This window comes from Sphingorhabdus buctiana, from assembly GCF_042680825.1.
Taxonomy (GTDB): Bacteria; Pseudomonadota; Alphaproteobacteria; order Sphingomonadales; family Sphingomonadaceae; genus Sphingorhabdus_B; species Sphingorhabdus_B buctiana.
On the sequence record NZ_JBHUEL010000009.1, the window covers coordinates 130,676 to 150,386 of the forward strand.

The following is a 19,711-nucleotide window of genomic DNA, read 5'->3' on the forward strand; positions in this document are numbered from 1 at the left end:
CGTGGATACTGAAATCAACCGAAACAAACTTATCGCAGGGGTCGCTGTCGCAGCGCTCGTGCTTGGCGGCGGCGGCGTGATCCTCGGGCGCACCGTGTTTGCGCCGCGACCAGCCGTGGTCGCCGCAGCCGAGGGCGAAGCGGCAGCAGAAAAAGAGGAGGAAGGCCATGTCGAAGGCCAGATCCTTATGGACGAAGCGCGCGCCAAAGCTGCAGGGATCGTCACCGAGACGATACAGGCGGGTGGGCTTGGTTCGGAAATTCTGGCGCAGGGCGTCGTTGCCTCAACACCCGAAGGCGAGGCCGTGCTGACCGCGCGTGCCGATGGCGCAGTGGTCAGGATCAACCGGCAATTGGGCGATTTTGTCCGCGCCGGTGAAGCGGTCGCGGTCATGGAAAGCCGCGATGCGGCCTCGATATCGGCAGAGCGCAGTTCGGCCTCCGCCAATCTGGCGCTGGCCCGTTCGACCTATGCGCGCGAGAAAAAGCTGTTCGATGCAAAAGTAACCGCGCGACAGGATCTCGAGGCTGCGGCAGCCGCCTTGGCGCAAGCCGAGGCTGAGGCGCGGCGTTCGCAGTCGGCGGCCGCTGCCGCCAAGGTCTCGGGCGATGGCCGGACGCTGGGCGTTATCAGCCTGATTTCGGGCCGAGTCACCAAGGCAGATGCAAAACTCGGCTCCTATGTGCTTGCCGGAACCGAGCTTTTCCGCATTTCCGACCCCAATCGCATCCAGATCAACGCGTCGGTGCTTGCCGCCGATGCCCGCCGCATCAAGCCCGGCGATACTGCGGTCATCGAACTTGTCGGCGGAGACACCGTCTCCGCAGTCGTCCGCTCGGTGACGCCCGGTCTTGACCCCGAGAGCAAGACCGCCACCGTCGTTCTGACGCCGCAAGGCATTGGCGGGCTCACCGCTGGCCAAGGCTTGCGCGCCCGCATCAAGCCGCGTGGCGGCGGTGACAATGCGCTGATCGCCTTACCTGAAGAAGCGGTGCAGACCGTCGAAGGCAAGGAAGTCGTGTTCGTCAAAACACCCAAGGGGTTTCAGGCGACGACCGTAGTTACCGGAAAGCGCGACAGTGGGCGCATCGAGATTGTCGATGGTCTGAAGCCGGGGGCGGTGATCGCGACCAAGGGGGCGTTCCTCCTCAAAGCCGAAATCGGCAAGGGCGAGGCGGAGCATTGAGATGATCGATAAACTTCTAGACGCGTCGATTCGCTTCCGCTGGGGCGTGGTCATCCTCACGCTCATCATATCCGCCTACGGTCTGTCGGAGCTCTTGAAGCTGCCGATCGATGCCGTTCCCGACATCACCAACAAGCAGGTGCAGATCAACACCGTCCAACCCAATTTGGGGCCGCTCGACATCGAACGGCTGGTGACCTTTCCGGTCGAAACTGCGATGGCCGGGATACCGGGGCTCGAAAGCTCGCGCTCGATCTCGCGCAACGGTTTCAGCCAGGTCACGGTGATCTTCGAAGACCATACCGATCTATATTTTGCCCGCCAGCAGGTCGCCGAACGGCTCAACCAGGCGAAGGGCACGTTGCCTGCGGGCGCGGAACCGCAAATGGGGCCGGTGTCGACCGGTCTTGGCGAAGTGCTGATGTATACCGTCGATTTCGCCAAGCCGGGAACCAAGGAGAGCCCTAAGATTGCAGGCAAGCCCGGCTTCCAGCCCGACGGCTCCTATATGACACCGACGGGCGAAATCCTCGTCGATGAGATCGCGAAGCTCGGTTATTTGCGTTCGGTGCAGGACTGGGTGATCCGCCCGCAATTGCGCTCGGTCTCGGGCGTTGCCGGGATCGATTCGATCGGCGGCTATGAAAAGCAGTTCGTGGTCCAGCCCGACGCGTCGAAGCTGTCGAGCTACGGCATCTCATTCTCCGAACTGGCCGATGCTCTGGAGCGGGCCAATATCTCGGTCGGTGCCAATTTTGTCGAGCGCGGCGGGGAAGCTTTCCTTGTCCGCGCCGATGGTCGCATCCGCACACTGGATGAAATTGCGCGTGCGACGGTTGCCAGCCGTGGCGGTGTTCCCGTTGCGGTCCGTGACGTCGCGACCGTTCAGATCGGCGGCGAATTGCGCACGGGTTCGGCGTCGGAAAATGGCAGGGAAATCGTTGTCGGCACCGTGCTGATGCTCGCCAACGGCAACAGCCGCATCGTCGCCTCTGCGGCGGCCGAAAGGCTGAAAGAAGTGACCAAATCCATGCCTCCGGGCATTGTCGTCAAACCCGTGCTCGACCGGTCGCAATTGGTCGACGCCACAATTGGCACGGTCGAGAAGAATTTGGCCGAAGGCGCATTGCTGGTGGCGGCTGTGCTGTTCTGGCTCCTCGGCAACTTCCGCGCGGCCATCATTGCGACTTTGGTGATCCCGATCTCGTTCCTCGTCATGGGAACGGGGATGAACATCACCGGCACGTCGGGCAATCTGATGAGTTTGGGCGCGCTCGATTTCGGATTGATCGTCGATGGTTCGATCATCATTATCGAAAACTGTTTGCGGCGGCTTGCCGAACGACAGCATCATGAAGGGCGATTGTTGACGCTCAACGAACGGTTGCACGAGGTGTTCGAAGCCTCGCGCGAAATGGTCAGGCCGACAATATACGGGCAGGCGATCATCTTTCTGGTGTTCGTGCCGTTGCTGACCTTTACCGGCGTCGAAGGCAAAACCTTCTCGCCCATGGCGATCACGGTCATGCTGGCGCTCGGCGGCGCGTTCATCGCATCGCTGACCTTTGTCCCTGCGATGGTAGCTCTGCTCATTCGCGGCGAGGTTGCCGAAAAGGAAGTAAAGGCGATTGCCTGGGTCAAGGAACGCTATGAGCCGGTTCTCCAGCGCGTCATCGCCCGGCCCTGGCCGTGGATCGGTGCCGGCGGCGGGACCTTCATGGCGGCGGTATTGGTGTTCGGGTTGCTCGGCAGCGAGTTTATTCCAGTGCTAGGCGAGGGCAACCTCGCCATGCAGGCACTTCGTATCCCCTCGACCTCGCTCAACACCTCCCAGGCCATGCAATTGAAGGTTGAAAAGGCCGTCGCCTCGCTCCCCGAGGTCAAACTGATCTACTCGAAGACAGGTACGGCCGAAGTCGCCAGCGACCCGATGCCGCCCAACGCCTCGGATACCTTCATCATCCTGAAGCCGCGCGATGAGTGGCCCGCAGGGGTCGAAACCAAGGAGGACGTCATCGAGCGCGTCGAGGGCAAGATCAAGCCGCTGGTCGGCAATGCCTTCGAGATCAGCCAGCCCATCCAGCTGCGTTTCAACGAACTCATCGCCGGTGTGCGCGGCGATATCGCAATCAAGCTCTATGGCGACAATCTCGATGAGATGAGTGCGGCGGCGCAGCAGGTTGCCGGTATCCTCAATACCGTTCCCGGCGCGGCCGACGTCAAGGTCGAGCAAACCGCTGGCTTCCCGGTGCTGGACGTCAAGTTCGACCGGGATGCCATCGCGCGCTATGGCCTCACGTTGCAGGACGTCAGCGACACGGTTGCCGCCGCTCTGGGTGGGCGCGAGGCGGGAATCGTCTTCGAAGGCGACCGGCGGTACGATATCGTCGTGCGCCTCGACCGGGCCACACGCGATGATCTCGATGCGGTCGGCGCGCTGCCGGTCCTGCTTCCGGGCGAAGGCGGGGCGCGTGCGTCGGTTCCTTTGCGTGAAGTTGCGCAGTTCGGCTTTTCCGAGGGTCTGAACCAGGTCAGCCGCGAAAACGGCAAGCGCCGGGTTGTCGTGCAGGCCAATGTGCGCGGCAACGATCTGGGGTCGTTCGTCGCCGAGGCGCAGGAAAAGGTGAATGCGCAGGTAAAATTGCCAACCGGGGCCTTTGTCGAATGGGGCGGCCAGTTTGAAAATCTACAAGCCGCGTCGGCGCGTCTGTCGATCGTCATTCCGATCATCTTTGCGGCAATCTTCGGCATCCTGTTCATGGCTCTTGGTGGTGTACGCCAAGCGATCGCGGTTTATTCTGCGATCCCCTTGGCGCTTGCTGGCGGGGTGTTCTCGCTGCTGCTGACCGGATTGCCATTCTCGGTATCGGCGGCGGTTGGCTTCATCGTGCTGTCGGGCGTCACCGTGCTCAACGGTCTGGTGGTCATGTCGAGCATCAACCAGCGGATCGACGAGGGCAAACCCGTCGATGTAGCCATCGGCGAAGGCACAATGGAGCGCGTCCGGGCGGTGCTGATGACGGGTATTGTCCCGGCCATCGGCTTCGTGCCGATGGCGCTCGCCACGGGCACCGGCGCCGAGGTGCAAAAGCCGCTCGCGATCGTCGTGATCGGCGGTCTGATTACATCAACGCTGCTCACGCTGTTTGTTCTGCCGGCGATCAGCCACTTGCTGCTGCGCGGACGGCACAAACATCATGTGCCGGGCGACTATACCGATGTCAGTCCGCTTGGCGAAGAATTACCCGCAAAATGAACGGAGAGAGACCATGCATAGATTGGCTTTGCTGGTCGCGGGGGCGCTCGCCGCTCCGGCACCGGCCCAGACGTTCGGCCCGCCTTACATGCCGGGCGTCTGGAGCCTTGGCGAAACCCGCAACTGCGAGACGGGACCCGCCTGGGTCTTCTTGGCAGACGGCTATTATGTTGAGGTCCAGCTACCCGATCGGGGACCATCGGCTACCGGCCTGTGGAAGGATGAGGGCAAGGCCATCGCCTACACGCACAGCCACATGCCCTACAAAGACATGATGACCCCGAACGAGCTGAAACGTCTGACAATCGAGGAGCGCACCGCCGATAAGCTCGTGACCCGCAATTATCGCGGCGTCGCGCGGGTTTTCCACCGCTGCCCGGAAAATGCGTTGAAGGCCAATGCTGCACAGGGCGAGCATTGAGATGGCCGCCACCGCAACCGAACACGGACATAGCGAGCCGAACACGCGCCGAACCTTGTTCGAAAGCGAGGGGCTGAGAACATTCGGCCTGGCCTGTGTGTGTGCAGGCCTTGCTTATGCGATTGCCTGGCTGTCGCCTGCAAATGCGCAGCTTGCCTATGGATTGGGCGCCATCATTGCCGTCCTGCCGTTTGCGTTCTCGGCTGCCCGCAAGGGCGTTGGCGGACAGCCTTTCAGCATCGAAACGCTCGTCACCATTGCGGTCCTCGGAGCCCTGCCGATCGGGGCCGGGGCCGAAGCGGTGGTTGTCGTGGCGCTCTTCTCGCTGGGCGAATTGCTTGAAGGCTTTGCCGCAGCGCGCGCCAGTTCGGGGCTCCGGGCACTTGCCGAACTTCTCCCGTCCGAGGCGGTCATCGAAGACAATGGCGCGCGAAAGACGGTGAGTGCTGCCGAACTGCGCGTCGGAATGATCCTGCTGGTGTCCGCAGGCGACAGGCTGGCCGCCGACGGAAAGATAGTTTCGGGCGAATCGGAACTCAACGAGGCTGCGATTACGGGCGAATCCCGTCCGGTATCAAAAGCCGCTGGCAGCGAGGTCTTCGCCGGCAGCATCAATGGCGACGGCAATCTCCGGGTCGAAGTGACCAAGGATTCAGCCAATAGCGTTGTCGCGCGCATCGGCGATCTCGTCGCCGAGGCGCAGGCAACAACCGCACCCACCGCCCGGTTCATCGACAGTTTCAGCAGCTGGTACACGCCCGCTGCTATAATAATCGCGGCTTTGGTTGCGATCATTCCGCCTTTGGCCTTTGGCGGCGATTGGTCGGTCTGGGTCTACCGCGCGCTGACGGTGCTGCTCATTGCATGCCCGTGCGCACTGGTTCTATCGACCCCTGCGGCCATTGCTACCGGTATCGCCACCGCTGCGCGCTGCGGCATATTGATCAAGAGCGGTGCCGCGCTCGAGATGCTTGGGCGCGTTGGGATCGCCGCATTCGACAAGACCGGAACGCTCACCCTTGGCCACCCGGTTGTCACCGACATCGAAGGTGACAGCGGTGAACTTTTGCGGCTTGTCGCAGCCGTGGAGAGCGGGCTGTCACATCCTGTCGCACGCGCCATTGTCGCAGAAGCGCAAAGGCGTGGCATTGCCATCACCTTTGCCAGCGATGTCCGCATCCGCCAGGGAGAGGGCGTCGAAGGCGTGGTTGAGGCGCGTCGGATCGCGATTTTGAGTCCGCGCGCGGCCCCTCAACTGGACCCTTCGATGGCGGTGTTGATCGAGGCGCGCGAACGCGAAGGCAAGACCGTTGCGGTTGTGCTTGTCGACGGGCAAATATCCGGTTTCATTGCCAGCCGCGACGAAGCCCGGCCGGATGCGGCACGGTCGATCGCCGCGCTGGCCCGACTTGGCATCCGAACATTGATGCTGAGCGGCGACAACCAGCGGACAGCCGAAGCCATCGCCGCGCCGCTGGGTATGCAGGCCGAAGGCGAACTCATGCCTTCCGACAAACTCGCGCGCATTGATGCACTAAAAGCCGAAGCGCCCGTGTTGATGGTAGGGGACGGAGTCAACGACGCGCCCGCGCTTGCCAAGGCCTCGATAGGGCTCGCAATGGGCGGAGGCACCGACGTCGCAATCGAGACGGCGGATGTGGGCTTGCTCCGCGACCGACTGCTCGGCGTTCCCGATGCAATCCGCCTCGCAAGATCGACCCGCAAGACCATTGTGATCAACATTGTGATCGCTGTGGGATTGAAGCTTGTTTTTCTTGTGCTCGCGGTATTTGGGCTGACCAATTTGTGGACCGCAATTATTGCCGATACCGGTGCCACTATTTTTGTAACGCTGAACGCTTTGCTGTTGTTCTGGACATTCAGACCGCTGCCCGAACCCGCAGACACACTTCGCGTTGGAGGAGGTTGATATGGCGGCAGGGCATAATCACGGCGACGAGGGACACGGAACACCGGGCCACAATCACGCCGCAGGCGCGAACACGCGCAATCTTGCAATCGCGCTCAGTCTAACCGGCAGCTTTCTGATCGCAGAACTTGTTGGTGCCTATTGGTTCAACAGCCTCGCTCTTTTGTCTGACGCCGCCCATATGTTTACCGATGCGGCCGCCCTTGCCATCGCGCTGGTCGCGGTGAAGATCGGCCAGCGCTCTGCCGATGCACAGCGCACCTATGGCTATAGGCGATTTGAAATTCTCGCTGCTGCCTTTAACGCGGTCCTGTTGTTCGTCGTCGCGGGCTATGTCCTTTACGAGGGCGTTTCGCGTTTTTTTAACCCGCAGCCAGTTGAATCGCTTGGTATGTTGGCCGTCGCCAGCCTCGGACTTGTCATAAACCTTATTGCTATGCGGGTGCTGGCGGGTGGCAAAGAAACCAGCCTGAATATGAAGGGCGCCTATCTCGAAGTCTGGGCCGATATGCTTGGATCATTGGGCGTAATTGCGGCTGCCATTGCGATCTGGCTCACCGGTAAAACCTGGATCGACCCGATCGTCGCCATAGCCATTGGTTTGTGGGTGCTGCCCCGCACCTGGACCCTGCTTCGTGATACCACGCATATCTTGCTTCAGGGCGTGCCGCGCGGATTCGACCTTGACATGGTCCGCAGCGCGATGGCTGGGGTGCCGGGCGTCGCGGGCGTCCATGACCTGCACTTGTGGTCGGTGGCAGGAGACGATGCCAGTCTGACAGCGCACCTTGTTCTTCAACCAAAGGCAATTGGTGAGACGACCCGCATAGCAGTCGCAGAAATGCTGGAACAGAAATTCAAGATTCACCATGCCACGCTTCAAACCGAAACCGAACCGTGCGGCGATGCCGAGGCGCTACATGCCTGAGGCCATTTCAAATGAAGCGCTAGGACGCTTTACCCCGCTTCAGCTGGCAGGCAAAACGCGGTGCCAGCCTTGCGGAATCAGTCCCGGTTTCAGTGATGATTGCGCCGGTGATGCCGCCGCTCAGCCTTGCGTCCATGCCGGTCATAATAATAGTTTCCGCGGTCAAAGTGCCGGTCGCGGCGGGGTTCGTAATAGCCTTCATAATTTCTGGCGTAGCGCCGATCTGAATGTCCATCATAACGATAGCCCTGATCCCGGTAACCGCCGCGATTGTCTTCATGGTGGCGTTCGCGATATTCGCTATGCCGGTCGCCACGATGATCCCGCGCCAAAGCGGGTTGCGCGACAACGGCCGTCAACAGCACTGCCATGCCAAATATTGCTTTTTTCATCTCACTCTCCTCGACTCACATGCCCATTTTTCAGATCCATCGTCTCGCACTATAACGGTTCTGCTGAACACAGGCCGAACCATTTTTGTAGGCTTCGGCGTCCGCTGCCCCTCATCCTTACACCCTATCGGTCCCCGCTCGACGTCCGGCTTGAGGCTTCCGCCCTAGAAGAAGCCCCGACGCTTTGTGATAGCGGACCGCGCCGTGGGCGCAGGTCTCCCCTGCCGCGCCCACGGCGAAACTACACCGGTGAATTGCGGCATTCTGGCAGAGCCCGAAGCCATCGCCGCACAATCACATCAGCACCGATTGTCGGACAAACCTGAAGGAGGCCGAAATGACGCAGTCATCACCAGAATCTGAAACAGGCATGCTTTGCCCGGCTTGCCGGGTCCAGCTGACCATGTCCGAACGGCAGGGTGTGGAGATCGACTATTGCCCGCAATGCCGGGGGGTCTGGCTCGACCGGGGTGAACTCGACAAGATCATCGAGCGCAGTGAAACCAAGCCTTCCGAGGCTGAGCGCGCCGGGAGCCGGGACGACTATCCGCGCGATCGGCACGGGCGCGAACATCGCGGTCGAGGACACGATGGTCGCCGTAAGGGCTTCCTTGCAGAGCTGTTCGACTGATGAAGAATTCGCGCGGGCCCGTTTCGCGCATGAGGAGAGGATCATGAGAGTATTTGTTGTGACCCCCATTGCTTTGGCGATGCTGCTATTGCCAGGCAATGCGAGGGCGGACACCCTGCAAGAAGCATTGGCGATTGCTTATCAAACCAATCCGAGCCTGACAGGCGCCCGGGCTGCCCTGCGAGCGACCGACGAAGGCGTACCCATTGCGCTTGCGGCGGGCCGGCCGACAATTAGCGCAACCGCTGACTATCAAGAGTTTCTTTTGCGCTCGGCAAACAGCTTTTCAGCCCCACTCAGAGCCGCAAATGCCGGTGCCAATGTCAGTTTTCCTATTTATCAGGGAGGACGGGTCAGAAATTCCGTGAAGGCTGCCGATGCTCGAGTTCTTGCCGGCAGAGCCATTTTGCGTTCGACCGAAGCCGACGTCTTTACTGCGATTGTATCGGTCTACATGGACGTCCTGCGCGACACTGCAATCGTCGAACTGAACAATCGAAATGTTGCCGTCCTGGCGACCAATCTGGAAGCGTCGCGCGACCGGTTCGAGGTGGGCGATCTCACGCGGACCGATGTCGCGCAGTCCGAAGCGCGTCTCCAGGCGGCAAAAGGCCAGCTTGAGCTAGTCCGATCCCAACTCGACGCCAGTCTCGAAAACTATCTTCGGTTTGTCGGAATCCCTGCCCGGGATCTCGAGCAACCAGCCGAATTGCAGGCCTTGCCCCAAACTGCAGACGACGCTTTGGTGGTTGCACTAGATAGCAACCCCCAACTCGAAGCCGCAAAGGCAGATGTGGTCGCGGCGAGGTTCGATATCAAGGTCGCCGGAGCATCGCGTCTGCCCCGGCTTTCAGCAGTCGCTTCGGGTACATACAGTAATTATCTTGGAACCCTGGGCAGCACGCTTCCGGGACGCACCTTCCAACAGCAGCAAACCGCCGCAACAATTGGGCTTTCGGCCAGTATTCCGCTGTATCAGGGCGGCTTGCCGGCGGCGCAGGTTCGGCGGACACAGGCCGTACTCGGCCAGACGCTCGAGCAAGAAGTCTTTGTCGAACGACGCATCGTTGCCGATACCCGCGCCGCCTTTTCCAGATACCGTGCGACGCAGACCGTCATCGTCTCTGCCCAAGCCGCAGTGTCGGCAAACGAACTCGCGCTTGAAGGGGTTCGCGCGGAGAATTCGGTAGGTAACCGCAATGTGCTCGACGTGCTTAATGCCGAACAGGAGTTGCTGAACAGCAAGGTGCAACTCGTTACTGCCCGGCGCGACGCTTACGTTGCAAGTTTCGCGCTGCTTGCCGCCATGGGGCGGGCCGAGGCGCGCTACCTCAATCTTTTCGGCGGACCGCTGTTCGACCCCACTCAGCGCAGCAGCGCTGTCGATACGCCAAACCCTGACGTTGAACCGAAGGAATCACAGTAGCGAAAAGGAGAAGGACGATGAGAGCGACTATACTGAAAACGGTCATTATTGTGGCTGCAGCGGGCACTCTGGGTGGTTGCGCCTCCTATCAAAGTGAGCGGCCCAAGCTTGCCTATTTCATCGTTCCCTGCAGCACTCCTGGTGCCTTTCCTGCACAAGCTGTAAGCGCCCCCGATCAAAGTGTGACGGCCGCACCGCAGGACTTGCTCCCCGATACGATGAAACCCGGTTCTGGGGGGTCGAAAGAGGCAGCCACATGCCTTGTCGCCGCTGCGACAGGCAGACCGTATAGCGGCTATGGCTATGCCCCTTATTACCCCTATCCGCGTCACTACGGCAGCGGGATTGGGTTCGTCTTTCACAGCGGGGGGCATCGCGGTGGCCACCATGGCAGCGGCCATCGCCGTCACTGATCATTCTGATTTGGAGTTGCATGATGAAGATCAGCACTGAAGTGCTCATTTCGGCCAGCCTGAGCAAGGTGTGGGGCGCGTTGGTGGATTTCCCCCGTTACCGCAGCTGGCATCCGCTTGTCGAAATCGAAGGGCCGGCCAAGGAAGGAGCCGAGGTCGACTATTTCTACCGGAGCAGCGTTGAAGCCCCGCGAGGCATGAGCATGAAAGCCAAGATCACGACGCTTCAACCGACGCACAAGATGTCGATGGAATTCGGCGTCAAAGGCGTTGCCATGATCACTGAAAGATATGATTTAGTCCGTGAAGGAACACAAGTCAGGGTTATCCATAGCGCTGATATCGCAGGCCTGTTGCCGTTCTTCGCGGGATATCTGTTTCGCCGGCGGCTTACTGAAAAATTCCAGCTCCCGCTCGACTGGCTGGCTCGACATCTGACACCAAAACAAACACCCAAATTGGGGCAGGGCCGATGATCGACATTGGGCCAAGATTGCATGAATCCGGTCGCGGTGCTTGGGCCATGCTGTTTGCTGCCTGGATAGTAGCGCTGGCGTCTAGCCTGGGTGCGGTCTTTATCGGCGAAGTCATGGGACAGGTGCCGTGTGAATTGTGCTGGTTCCAACGGGCCTTCATGTTTCCGCTGGCTCTCATGCTCGGCATTGCAACCTACAGGGCGGACCGAGCCGTTCTGCCCTACGCCTTCACGCTCGCGTCGGCGGGATGGGCGATCGCGCTCTATCATCTCACGATCTATTTTGGTGTTGTCCCCGAGGCGATCCAACCATGCGGTTCGGGACCTTCGTGCTCGGATGCCGAAATGACGCTATTTGGCCAGCTTCCGATCCCGCTACTCTCGCTGGTTGCGTTCACGGCCATCCTGCTTTTTCTCGTCCTTATCAATCGGAGATTCAAATCATGAACAGGCGTTTTGCAGTCATTTTGACAGGCGTTCTTGCCGCTGGTGCATTTGCGACCGGCGCGACCCTCTACAGCAGCACGGTTGCAGGCAAACCGGCAGCCGAAGTCGCGGTTATAACGGCGGAGGCATTGGTGCGCCCTCATTCGCCGATTATCGGGCCTAAAACTGCCCCGGTCACGATTGTCGAATTTTTTGATCCCTCCTGCGAAGCTTGTCGTGCCTTTTACCCGGCGGTGAAGGAGATACTGGCTGCCTATCCCAAGGATGTCCGCCTCGTCATGCGCTACCTGCCGCTGCACCAAGGCTCTGCCGAAGCGATTGGTATCCTTGAGGCCGCACGCGCGCAAGGCGTCTTGGAGCCGGTGATGGAAGCGCTTCTTGACGCGCAGCCCTCATGGCATGATGGCGACATGACCGGCGCGTGGTCGGCCGCTGGGGCCGCCGGGCTGGATGTTGAGAAGGCCCGTTCGATGTCAGCCGCTGCTGCGAATGCGCTCATGGAAGCCGATATCGCCGATGCGAACACACTCGGCGTCAAGGGAACACCAAGCTTCTTCGTAAATGGCCAACCCTTGGCAAAATTCGGTCCTGAGCAACTCTATGCGCAGGTTCGCGCCGAAGTCGAGGCTCGACGCGGGACTAAGCAAAAGTGAAGGCGGCTTCGAATAGAAATAGTGGGGTCCGGCAGAGCCAGGATCGAACCGCCACAACCCACCAGAATTCAGCATGCCGCAACAACCCGTGATCGAAGCGTTCTTCGACGAACCCGCAAACACGATCAGTTATCTGGTCGCCGACCCCGCCTCCGGGGAAGCCGCCGTCATCGATCCGGTCCTGGATTTCGTTCTGGCGAGCGGTAGAGCCGATGTGCGTTCCGCCGAGCGGATAATCTCGACGGCAGCAGAGCGCAGCTGGCGGATCGTCATGGTGCTCGAAACGCACGCTCATGCCGATCACCTCTCCGCCGCGCCCTACATCAAGGCGAAAACCGGGGCGGCAATCGGCATTGGCGAACATATCCGCGACGTGCAGACAATCTTCCGCCCAGTATTCTCGCTCGAGGATCTGGAGACCGACGGATCGGATTTCGACCGTCTGTTCGCCGATGGCGAGCACTTCAACATCGGCACGCTTGACGTCGAAGTAATGCATGTCCCGGGCCATACACCCGCCGACATCGCCTATCGGATCGGCGATGCCGCCTTTGTCGGGGACACGCTGTTCATGCCCGATTATGGCACTGCGCGTGCCGATTTTCCCGGCGGCGATGCGCGTCAGCTCTACCGATCCATCCGGCGCGTGCTGAGCTTACCCGATGAAACCCGCCTGTTTCTTTGCCACGATTACAAAGCACCGGGCCGAGACGACTATCGCTGGGAAACCAGCGTCGGTGAACAGCGCCGCACAAGCGTCCATGTCCATGACGGCATCAGCGAGGATGAATTTGTAGCAATGCGCGAAGCAAGAGATGCCACGCTCGCGGTGCCGAAATTGCTGCTGCCCGCGATTCAAGTCAATTTGCGTGCCGGTCGTTTTCCCAAGGCGGAAGCCAATGGCGTGCGCTATCTCAAGATTCCTGTCGAATTCGGCTTTAAGGGATAGATGGGTTTCACACGCATCACTCCCAATTGGCTGCCTCATCTGTCTGTGGCGTCCTTAGAGTAGAAAACTCATATCACCCGACGGGTGAAGGTCTGCTTCAGCCTGCAATTGTTGGAAAAGCAGGATGTCTGGAATCCGAAACATTTCCGGCATGCGCCCAGCGGGCAGTTCTGCTCAATTCTGGTGATGGGTATGTTTCTGAATGACGGGCTGGGCCTGGAAGAATAAGCCGTCATCAGCTGAGGAACCTGCGTATATCATACGGTAGAAGGCGCTCAACCTTACGCCTCGCCCATTCGAGACTAAAGATTCCGTCGTGTCCCAGGCTTTCTCGCGGGATAACGGTTAATGACATCACCGTGCGGTGGGACATATTGCCGATGATTTCGGATCCTAGAAACGTATCGCGAGGCTCAAACCTCCACCTTTGTGTTCGACCCAAGGAGACAAGGCTGCCTGATTTCCCGGAGGAGCGGCGTTGGTTATCAGAAAGCCTGCGGCCGTTCCGAGAGCAGCGCCAGCAGCCACGTCAGTCCAATAGTGTTTCTTTCCTTCAACCCGCGCGATGCCGACAAAGCCGGCGACCACAAAGGCAGGAATTTCGATTTTCTGTCCTTGGCGGTTGTAGAGCGTCGCGGCTGCAGCAAAAGCCCGCGACGCATGGCCGGAAGGAAAACTCTTGCGATCGGAGCCGTCAGGTCTGCTTTTGGGAAAAGCCTCCTTCATTCCCTCGGTCACGAGCGATGTGGCGGCAATACTGCCGGCCGCCTGAAAGGCTCCGGGTTTGTCACCCTGCGCCGCTGGCAATCCAATCGAGAGTGCCATAAGGGAATACACGGCTACGTTGCTTGCTGTCTGCCAGTCGCTAGGTTTGGCATGTAAAGGCGATGCGAAAGAGACTAACGCAGCTGCTGACAACAATCGTAGCCTCATGATCCGCCCTTCGTAAGCTTCAGATTAACGCTCGATCTTATGGACTATGGCCTTCCATAACGGTCTAGATTCGCCTGTCTACCAACAGTGAAGCCGGGGTTGGGAAGGACCTTGAGCCCTAGAAGCGAACTGACCCGCCCACTTGCACCAGCCGTGGGCTGCCGGGCAGAATGCCGCGAATCAAGTCGACGATGTAGGTCTTGTTGGCCACATTCTTGACGGTGGCGAACAGCGTTAGTCGATCACCGACATCCCAATTCAGCGCCACATTCCAGATTCCGTATGATGGAATCTGTCCCCTCTGCCCGTTGGCGGAGATTGCGACCGTGTTCAGATTATCCCCGAATTGCGATGCAACGTAGACATATTCCGCTTCGGCGCGGATCGGGCCTGCATCAAAACCGAGCATTGCCGTGATGGTATGCTCGGGCGCATAAGGCAACCTTCGTCCGCGCACATTGACTTCGCCCGCATCGCAAGGCGCCATTGCGGCCGAACCCGCCAGAAGCTCACACCGATTAGCTGCAAATTTTGCATCGGCAAGCCATGTCCATGCGATGCGACCGGTTAGCGCCCAGCCCTCGGTCAGGCCTGCTGCACGCGTATCGCCAGTGGCCAGAAATTCCAGACCCTGATGCAGGCTCTTTCCGGCGTTTACCGCGCCTGCGGGGTTGCCCGCCGCGATACTTCCGGGAATGACTTGGTTCGAAAAATCCAGCCTGAATAACGTGCCTTCGATGCCTAACCCGTCAGTCGGCTGCGCCCGGAAGCCCAGTTCGTAGTTCCAGCTTTTTTCGGCGTCGAGATCGAGCGTCCCGCCAGCAGCCGTGACAATGTCAGCGACACCCGGTGGCGAGAAACCGCGATGGACACCGCCGAAAAGCGTAACCCGGTCAGAAGGCCGCCAGGTCAGCCCGATACCCGGTATGACTTCGGTCACCGAAGTTTTGCCCTGAATCGCGGTCAGGCGTTCGTTGCGACGGTAATTGATGTTTTCAACCCTGACGCCTGGCGTGATGGCGAGCTTCCCTAAATCCAGCCGCGCCTGCACAAAACCGGAATAGGCATTGATTTCACGGAAGCTCGACTCCCTGATGCCGCCATTTGGCCCGGTCCCTGCCGTTCGCCCGTTCGGCGTGTCGGCGTTGATCTGGCGGCGGTCCTGCGTCTCTCTCTGGATGCGGACGCCGGCGTCGATCTGCCCCCAGCCCGGTGTCCACGACAGGCGCGGTTCGAGCCCGTAAACATTATAGGTCCTCAACCGCCCTTCGGTACCACAGCTGGTCGACAGATTGGGCATGCTCGAAACACCGTTCGGCAGAATGATTGCTGCACCGCAGGCGGCGTCGCTCGAATCGCTGGGGCGTTGCGACGAATTTGAAGACTGACGCCACCAATTGCGGTCAAAATAGCTATAGAAGGCGGTGGTTTTGAGCTTCAATTCATCGGCCAGACCCCAGTCATGGGTGGCTGACAGTCCATAGCGCCGGGTATTGAACCGGTCGTTGACGAAAGGGTTGTATCTCGGATCGAAGCGGTATTCGGCGAGCGTCAGTCCGCTATAGGTTTGGCGGCTGTTTTCATCATACATGCTGGCCCGAAGCGTGATCGTGTGGGCCGCGCCCAATTGTTGCTCCAGCTTGATGTTGAGGTCGGTGAGGGCGCTGTGCAGATTGTCGCGCGATCCGTCGCTGGCTTTACGGGTCACGTTAAGATTCACCCCGGTGTCGGACCCGAGGGGGCCACCGATGCTTGCTGTCACATCGTAAAAATCGCGATTGCCTAGAGATGCCCGGACGTTGCCGGAAAACACATCCGGAACCGGTGGAGTGACATAGTTGATGACCGCACCAACAGTGTGCGGACCATAGAGGATTTGTCCGGAGCCTTTTAGCACTTCGATCGCAGCAAAGCGGTCAATGGGAGGATGGTAGTAGGATGCGTTATCACCATAAGGGCCATAGGTTAGCGGAATGCCATCCTCGAGCAGAAGGATCTTGGTCGACCGGGTAGGGTTGAGCCCGCGAACCCCGATATTTGGGCGCAGGCCAATGCCTTCTTCATCACGCACAACAAGACCCGGGACCTTGCGCAGTGCTTCATTGATATTGAAAACACGGGCATTTTCGAGTTCGGTCTGGCTCAGCAAGCTGCTTGCACCAGCCGCCGGATCGTCCAAGCGTTCCGCTACGACCAGGATATGGTCGGGATCATTGGTCGCAGTGTCGTCCGCTGCACAGGCATACTGAGGGAAAGCGATGCCCGTCGGAACCGCAAGAGCAGCGACCAAGGATAGTCGGCGGCAGCCATTTTTCTCTGATGATAGAAAGCGCACGATTACTCCTTTGGCTTGACCTTCGACTAACCAATACCAATCATTAACGCTAATGCAAGCAGTTCTCATTAGCGTTAATGATTGCGCTTGACCGCAGAGCTCACCAACATGGAAGCATTGCCAACAGACCTAAGATTTCTTCGCAATTATATCAATTCTGCATAATATGCCGCAATAACCGTATTTGAAGTTAGGCTAACAGTTGCCCAATACGATTGTGACAATCAACCGGCAGCGATCTTCCGATATGGTTTTGCGGGCAGGGCTGGCCGATGAGGGAAAGGGGACGGAAAATGGCCAAAGATATTGGGACCACTGGTCGGGCTTTAAAACATTCAGCTTCAGTACTCTCATTGGTCTCAGGTGTGTTCATCGCTTGCGCCCCCGCAACGGCGCAGGATACAGAGCCGCAAGCCGAAGACGCTGCGGGCCAAGAAATCATTGTAACCGGAACCCGTCGCGACGGCGTGACAGCAATCGAATCGGCGCGACCCGTTGATATCGTTTCGAGCGACACGCTTGAGCGGCAGGGATCGTCCAATCTCAACGATGCGCTGAAAACCGCCGTGCCTTCGCTGAATGTCCAGAAGTTCGTCGCGCAGGACGGATCTGCCTTTGTCCGACCGTTCAGCCTGCGCGGCCTTCCGCCTGATCAAACCTTGGTGCTGGTCAACAACAAGCGCCGCCACCGGTCCGCTCTCGTTCAGATCACCAATCAGCCGCTCGCGGCTGGAGCGCAAGGCGCTGACCTGTCAACAATCCCGTCGAATGCCATCAAGAGCATCGAAGTACTGCGAGACGGTGCGGCGGCGCAATATGGCTCGGACGCCATTGCGGGCGTTATCAACTTCCGGCTCAAGGATGACCGCGACGGACTGACGGTTAGCGCCAGATATGGCCAATATTATGAAGGCGACGGGCAAGACTTGACCCTTCAGGCCAATGCTGGTCTTCCCCTGACAGCCGACGGCTTCTTCAATATAAGCGGCGAATATGTTCGCGCCAAACCGACGTCACGCGGCGCCCAGCGCCCAGACGCCCAAGCGCTCATCAATGCGGGGAACACAGCTGTTCCCGTGCCCGCGCAGCGTTGGGGCAATGTGAACACCGAGTCCGCGCGGCTGTTTATCAACTCCGAAGTGCAAGCCTCCGATAGCGCGACAGCCTATCTCTTCGGCAATTACAGTTGGAGCACGGGCGACACGGAATTCTTCTATCGAAACCCTGTCACTCGAACCGACATTTTTAGGAGTGTACCGCTCAATACGACGCTGGGCGGGCCGCGCTTTACTTTTGCGACGCAGTTTCCCGGTGGCTTCACCCCGATCTTTGGAACCGAAATCAAAGATCTCAGCCTCGCGGGCGGGCTGAAGGGCGAGACTGGGGGCTTGAGTTACGACTTCAGCGCGGTCCTTGCGCAGAATAGCATCAAATACCGGCTCTCCAATACCGTCAATCCGTCACTCGGCCCGAATTCGCCGACGAGTTTCAATCCGGGCAAAGTCGAACAGCGTGAAACGCAGTTTCATGCGGACTTTGTCTATCCGTGGGAGGTCGGGTTTTTCGAGCCGCTGAATATCGCTTTTGGCGGTGAATTCCGGCGCGAGACATTCGAGATCACTGCCGGTGATGTCGCTTCCTATGTCGCCGGTCCGTTCGCTCGTGTTATCGATCCGAACACCGGTCTTCCGACCGGTCTCGCAGTCGGCTCATCGGGTTTTCCGGGCTACGATCCATCGACCGCAGGCACATTCTCCCGGTCGAACTGGGCGGCTTATCTGGATGTCGAAGGCGAGATCGCCAACGGTCTGACGCTGGGCGTTGCCGGCCGTTACGAAGATTTTTCGGACTTCGGCAGTACGTTTAACTGGAAGGTGTCGGGGCGCTATGAATTGACCGACTGGCTGGCCCTGCGCGCATCTTACAGCACCGGTTTCCGTGCGCCGACGCCAGGGCAGTCAAACATCTCGGACGTCGCGACCAATATCGATCTCGTGACCGGCGGACTATTGCTCACGGCCACACGGCCGCCGACCGATCCTGTTGCCCTGTTTTATGGCGCGCAACCGCTCGACCGCGAGAAGTCCAAGAATATAGCGGCGGGCATCGTCTTTGACCTGCCTGGCGGATGGATATTCACGCTCGACTATTTCAACATCAAGGTCGATCAGCGTATCGCGCTTACATCGCGCATTCCCATATCTGCCGCTGATCGCGCGGCAATGCTTGCCCGAGGGATCAATCCTGGCGACGTTCAATCCGTTCGGTTCTTTGGTAATTTCTTCGACTCCAAAACCGAGGGCTTCGACGCGGTTTTTGCCAAAACGTGGCGTTTCGACAGCGGGTTCAATCTGGGGCTGACCGCGTCACTCAATTACACCTCCAGCGCTGTTACCAATATCCGTGATGCGCGCGCCGTTGACCGCGAGCGCCGCATCGAAATCGGCGCGTTCAATCCGAAATGGCGCGGTAATGTGTCGGCCAATCTCGAAAAGGGACCTTTTTCAGCGCTCGTGAGAGGGAGCTATTACGGCAAATGGACCGATGCGGTCGCCAACGCGGTGCCGACCGCCAACTCCTTTGATCAAACTTTCAGTTCCAAGATCCTCGTCGACCTCGAACTGGGTTATGATATCAACGATACTTTCCGTCTGGCGGTCGGTGCCGACAATGTGTTCGATGTCTATCCAGACAAGGATCGCCGGATCGGCCAAAACAATAACGGTATCGTCTATCCGCAATTCTCGCCTTTCGGGTTCAGCGGCGGGTTCTGGTATGTTCGCGGCACGGCAAAGTTCTGAAGCTCCAGATGCACGGGGCGATCAACCGACATGGATGCAGACATGAATATGGTTGATCGCCAACTTGCCAAACTGGGTATTGCCTTGCCGCATGTGCCGCCGCCGGTGGCAAATTATGTCCCCTTTACCTCGCATAAGGGGGTGGTCACAATTTCGGGGCAGTTGCCGCGTGGAGCCGATGGGCTGTTGACTGGATGTCTTGGCGACGGATTGCCCATCGACCAGGGGGTGGAAGCGGCACGGCTGTGCGCCATTGCTGTGCTTGCGGTTCTCAAGGAAGCAGTCGGCGGGGATTTTGGCCGGTTGGCAGGTTGCATCCAGATTTCAGGATTTGTCCGTTCCACCTCTTCATTCGAGGAACATTCGACCGTGATCAATGGTGCCTCGGATCTTTTGGTAAGCGTTCTTGGTGAAAAGGGGCGTCACGCTCGTGCAGCTATTGGCGTAGTCAGTCTGCCGTTCGGCGCAGCTGTGGAAGTGAGCGCACAATTTCAGCTTGCCGACTACGCTTAACGCGTCAAAAACGCTCGGATAT

Annotated in this window: 17 protein-coding genes; 14 read left to right on the forward strand and 3 right to left on the reverse strand. The window is 59.2% G+C overall.

Features of this window, described 5'->3' with window-relative positions; all coding sequences use genetic code 11:
* The first annotated feature begins 1 nt into the window (after position 1).
* The 5 genes from ACFSAG_RS10450 to ACFSAG_RS10470 are packed head-to-tail and all read left to right on the forward strand — an operon-like array spanning position 2 to position 7,721.
* Positions 2 to 1,186, forward strand: a complete 1,185-nt coding sequence (locus tag ACFSAG_RS10450) for an efflux RND transporter periplasmic adaptor subunit (protein ID WP_381514436.1) — start codon at positions 2 to 4, stop codon at positions 1,184 to 1,186.
* Position 1,187: 1 nt separating this feature from the next.
* Positions 1,188 to 4,442 carry an efflux RND transporter permease subunit gene (locus tag ACFSAG_RS10455; RefSeq protein WP_381514439.1) on the forward strand — a complete coding sequence of 1,085 codons (3,255 nt, stop codon included), beginning with the start codon at positions 1,188 to 1,190 and terminating at the stop codon, positions 4,440 to 4,442.
* Between the two features lie 13 nt (positions 4,443 to 4,455).
* Entirely contained in the window at positions 4,456 to 4,863 is a 408-nt protein-coding gene (locus ACFSAG_RS10460; protein ID WP_381514442.1) for a hypothetical protein, read from the forward strand.
* A 1-nt stretch (position 4,864) separates the two neighbouring features.
* On the forward strand, positions 4,865 to 6,793 hold the full coding sequence (locus ACFSAG_RS10465; RefSeq protein ID WP_381514445.1) for a heavy metal translocating P-type ATPase: 1,929 nt from the start codon (positions 4,865 to 4,867) through the stop codon (positions 6,791 to 6,793).
* Position 6,794: 1 nt separating this feature from the next.
* Entirely contained in the window at positions 6,795 to 7,721 is a 927-nt protein-coding gene (locus ACFSAG_RS10470; RefSeq protein ID WP_381514448.1) for a cation diffusion facilitator family transporter, read from the forward strand.
* A gap of 89 nt (positions 7,722 to 7,810) precedes the next feature.
* Here the strand turns inward: ACFSAG_RS10470 and ACFSAG_RS10475 are convergent, their stop codons facing one another.
* Positions 7,811 to 8,113 carry a hypothetical protein gene (locus tag ACFSAG_RS10475; protein ID WP_381514451.1) on the reverse strand — a complete coding sequence of 101 codons (303 nt, stop codon included), beginning with the start codon at positions 8,111 to 8,113 and terminating at the stop codon, positions 7,811 to 7,813.
* A 337-nt stretch (positions 8,114 to 8,450) separates the two neighbouring features.
* On the opposite strand from ACFSAG_RS10475, the gene ACFSAG_RS10480 reads away from it, so the two are divergent.
* The 7 genes from ACFSAG_RS10480 to ACFSAG_RS10510 all read left to right on the forward strand — a co-directional run bounded on the left by ACFSAG_RS10480 (position 8,451) and on the right by ACFSAG_RS10510 (position 13,107).
* Entirely contained in the window at positions 8,451 to 8,744 is a 294-nt protein-coding gene (locus ACFSAG_RS10480) for a TFIIB-type zinc ribbon-containing protein (protein WP_381514454.1), read from the forward strand.
* Positions 8,745 to 8,787: 43 nt separating this feature from the next.
* Entirely contained in the window at positions 8,788 to 10,170 is a 1,383-nt protein-coding gene (locus ACFSAG_RS10485) for a TolC family outer membrane protein (protein ID WP_381514457.1), read from the forward strand.
* Between the two features lie 17 nt (positions 10,171 to 10,187).
* The gene (locus ACFSAG_RS10490) at positions 10,188 to 10,583 is read left to right on the forward strand and encodes a hypothetical protein (protein WP_381514460.1); all 396 of its coding nucleotides are present in this window, start codon (positions 10,188 to 10,190) and stop codon (positions 10,581 to 10,583) included.
* A 20-nt stretch (positions 10,584 to 10,603) separates the two neighbouring features.
* On the forward strand, positions 10,604 to 11,059 hold the full coding sequence (locus ACFSAG_RS10495) for an SRPBCC family protein (protein ID WP_381514463.1): 456 nt from the start codon (positions 10,604 to 10,606) through the stop codon (positions 11,057 to 11,059).
* 47 nt (positions 11,060 to 11,106) lie between these two features.
* Positions 11,107 to 11,505, forward strand: a complete 399-nt coding sequence (locus ACFSAG_RS10500; protein WP_381514467.1) for a disulfide bond formation protein B — start codon at positions 11,107 to 11,109, stop codon at positions 11,503 to 11,505.
* The gene (locus ACFSAG_RS10505) at positions 11,502 to 12,158 is read left to right on the forward strand and encodes a DsbA family protein (protein ID WP_381514470.1); all 657 of its coding nucleotides are present in this window, start codon (positions 11,502 to 11,504) and stop codon (positions 12,156 to 12,158) included. Before ACFSAG_RS10500 ends, ACFSAG_RS10505 begins: the two co-directional genes overlap by 4 nt.
* Before the next feature lie 73 nt (positions 12,159 to 12,231).
* Positions 12,232 to 13,107: an MBL fold metallo-hydrolase gene (locus tag ACFSAG_RS10510; protein ID WP_381514472.1), complete on the forward strand. Its 876-nt coding sequence runs from the start codon at positions 12,232 to 12,234 to the stop codon at positions 13,105 to 13,107.
* A 393-nt stretch (positions 13,108 to 13,500) separates the two neighbouring features.
* Here the strand turns inward: ACFSAG_RS10510 and ACFSAG_RS10515 are convergent, their stop codons facing one another.
* Positions 13,501 to 14,040 carry a phosphatase PAP2 family protein gene (locus tag ACFSAG_RS10515; RefSeq protein ID WP_381514476.1) on the reverse strand — a complete coding sequence of 180 codons (540 nt, stop codon included), beginning with the start codon at positions 14,038 to 14,040 and terminating at the stop codon, positions 13,501 to 13,503.
* Positions 14,041 to 14,158: 118 nt separating this feature from the next.
* Positions 14,159 to 16,375, reverse strand: a complete 2,217-nt coding sequence (locus ACFSAG_RS10520; RefSeq protein WP_381514479.1) for a TonB-dependent receptor family protein — start codon at positions 16,373 to 16,375, stop codon at positions 14,159 to 14,161.
* A 293-nt stretch (positions 16,376 to 16,668) separates the two neighbouring features.
* Here ACFSAG_RS10520 and ACFSAG_RS10525 point away from each other — a divergent pair, with 293 nt between their 5' ends.
* Positions 16,669 to 19,176: a TonB-dependent receptor plug domain-containing protein gene (locus tag ACFSAG_RS10525; RefSeq protein ID WP_381514483.1), complete on the forward strand. Its 2,508-nt coding sequence runs from the start codon at positions 16,669 to 16,671 to the stop codon at positions 19,174 to 19,176.
* A gap of 42 nt (positions 19,177 to 19,218) precedes the next feature.
* Entirely contained in the window at positions 19,219 to 19,689 is a 471-nt protein-coding gene (locus ACFSAG_RS10530) for a RidA family protein (protein ID WP_381514485.1), read from the forward strand.
* Positions 19,690 to 19,711 lie beyond the last annotated feature (22 nt).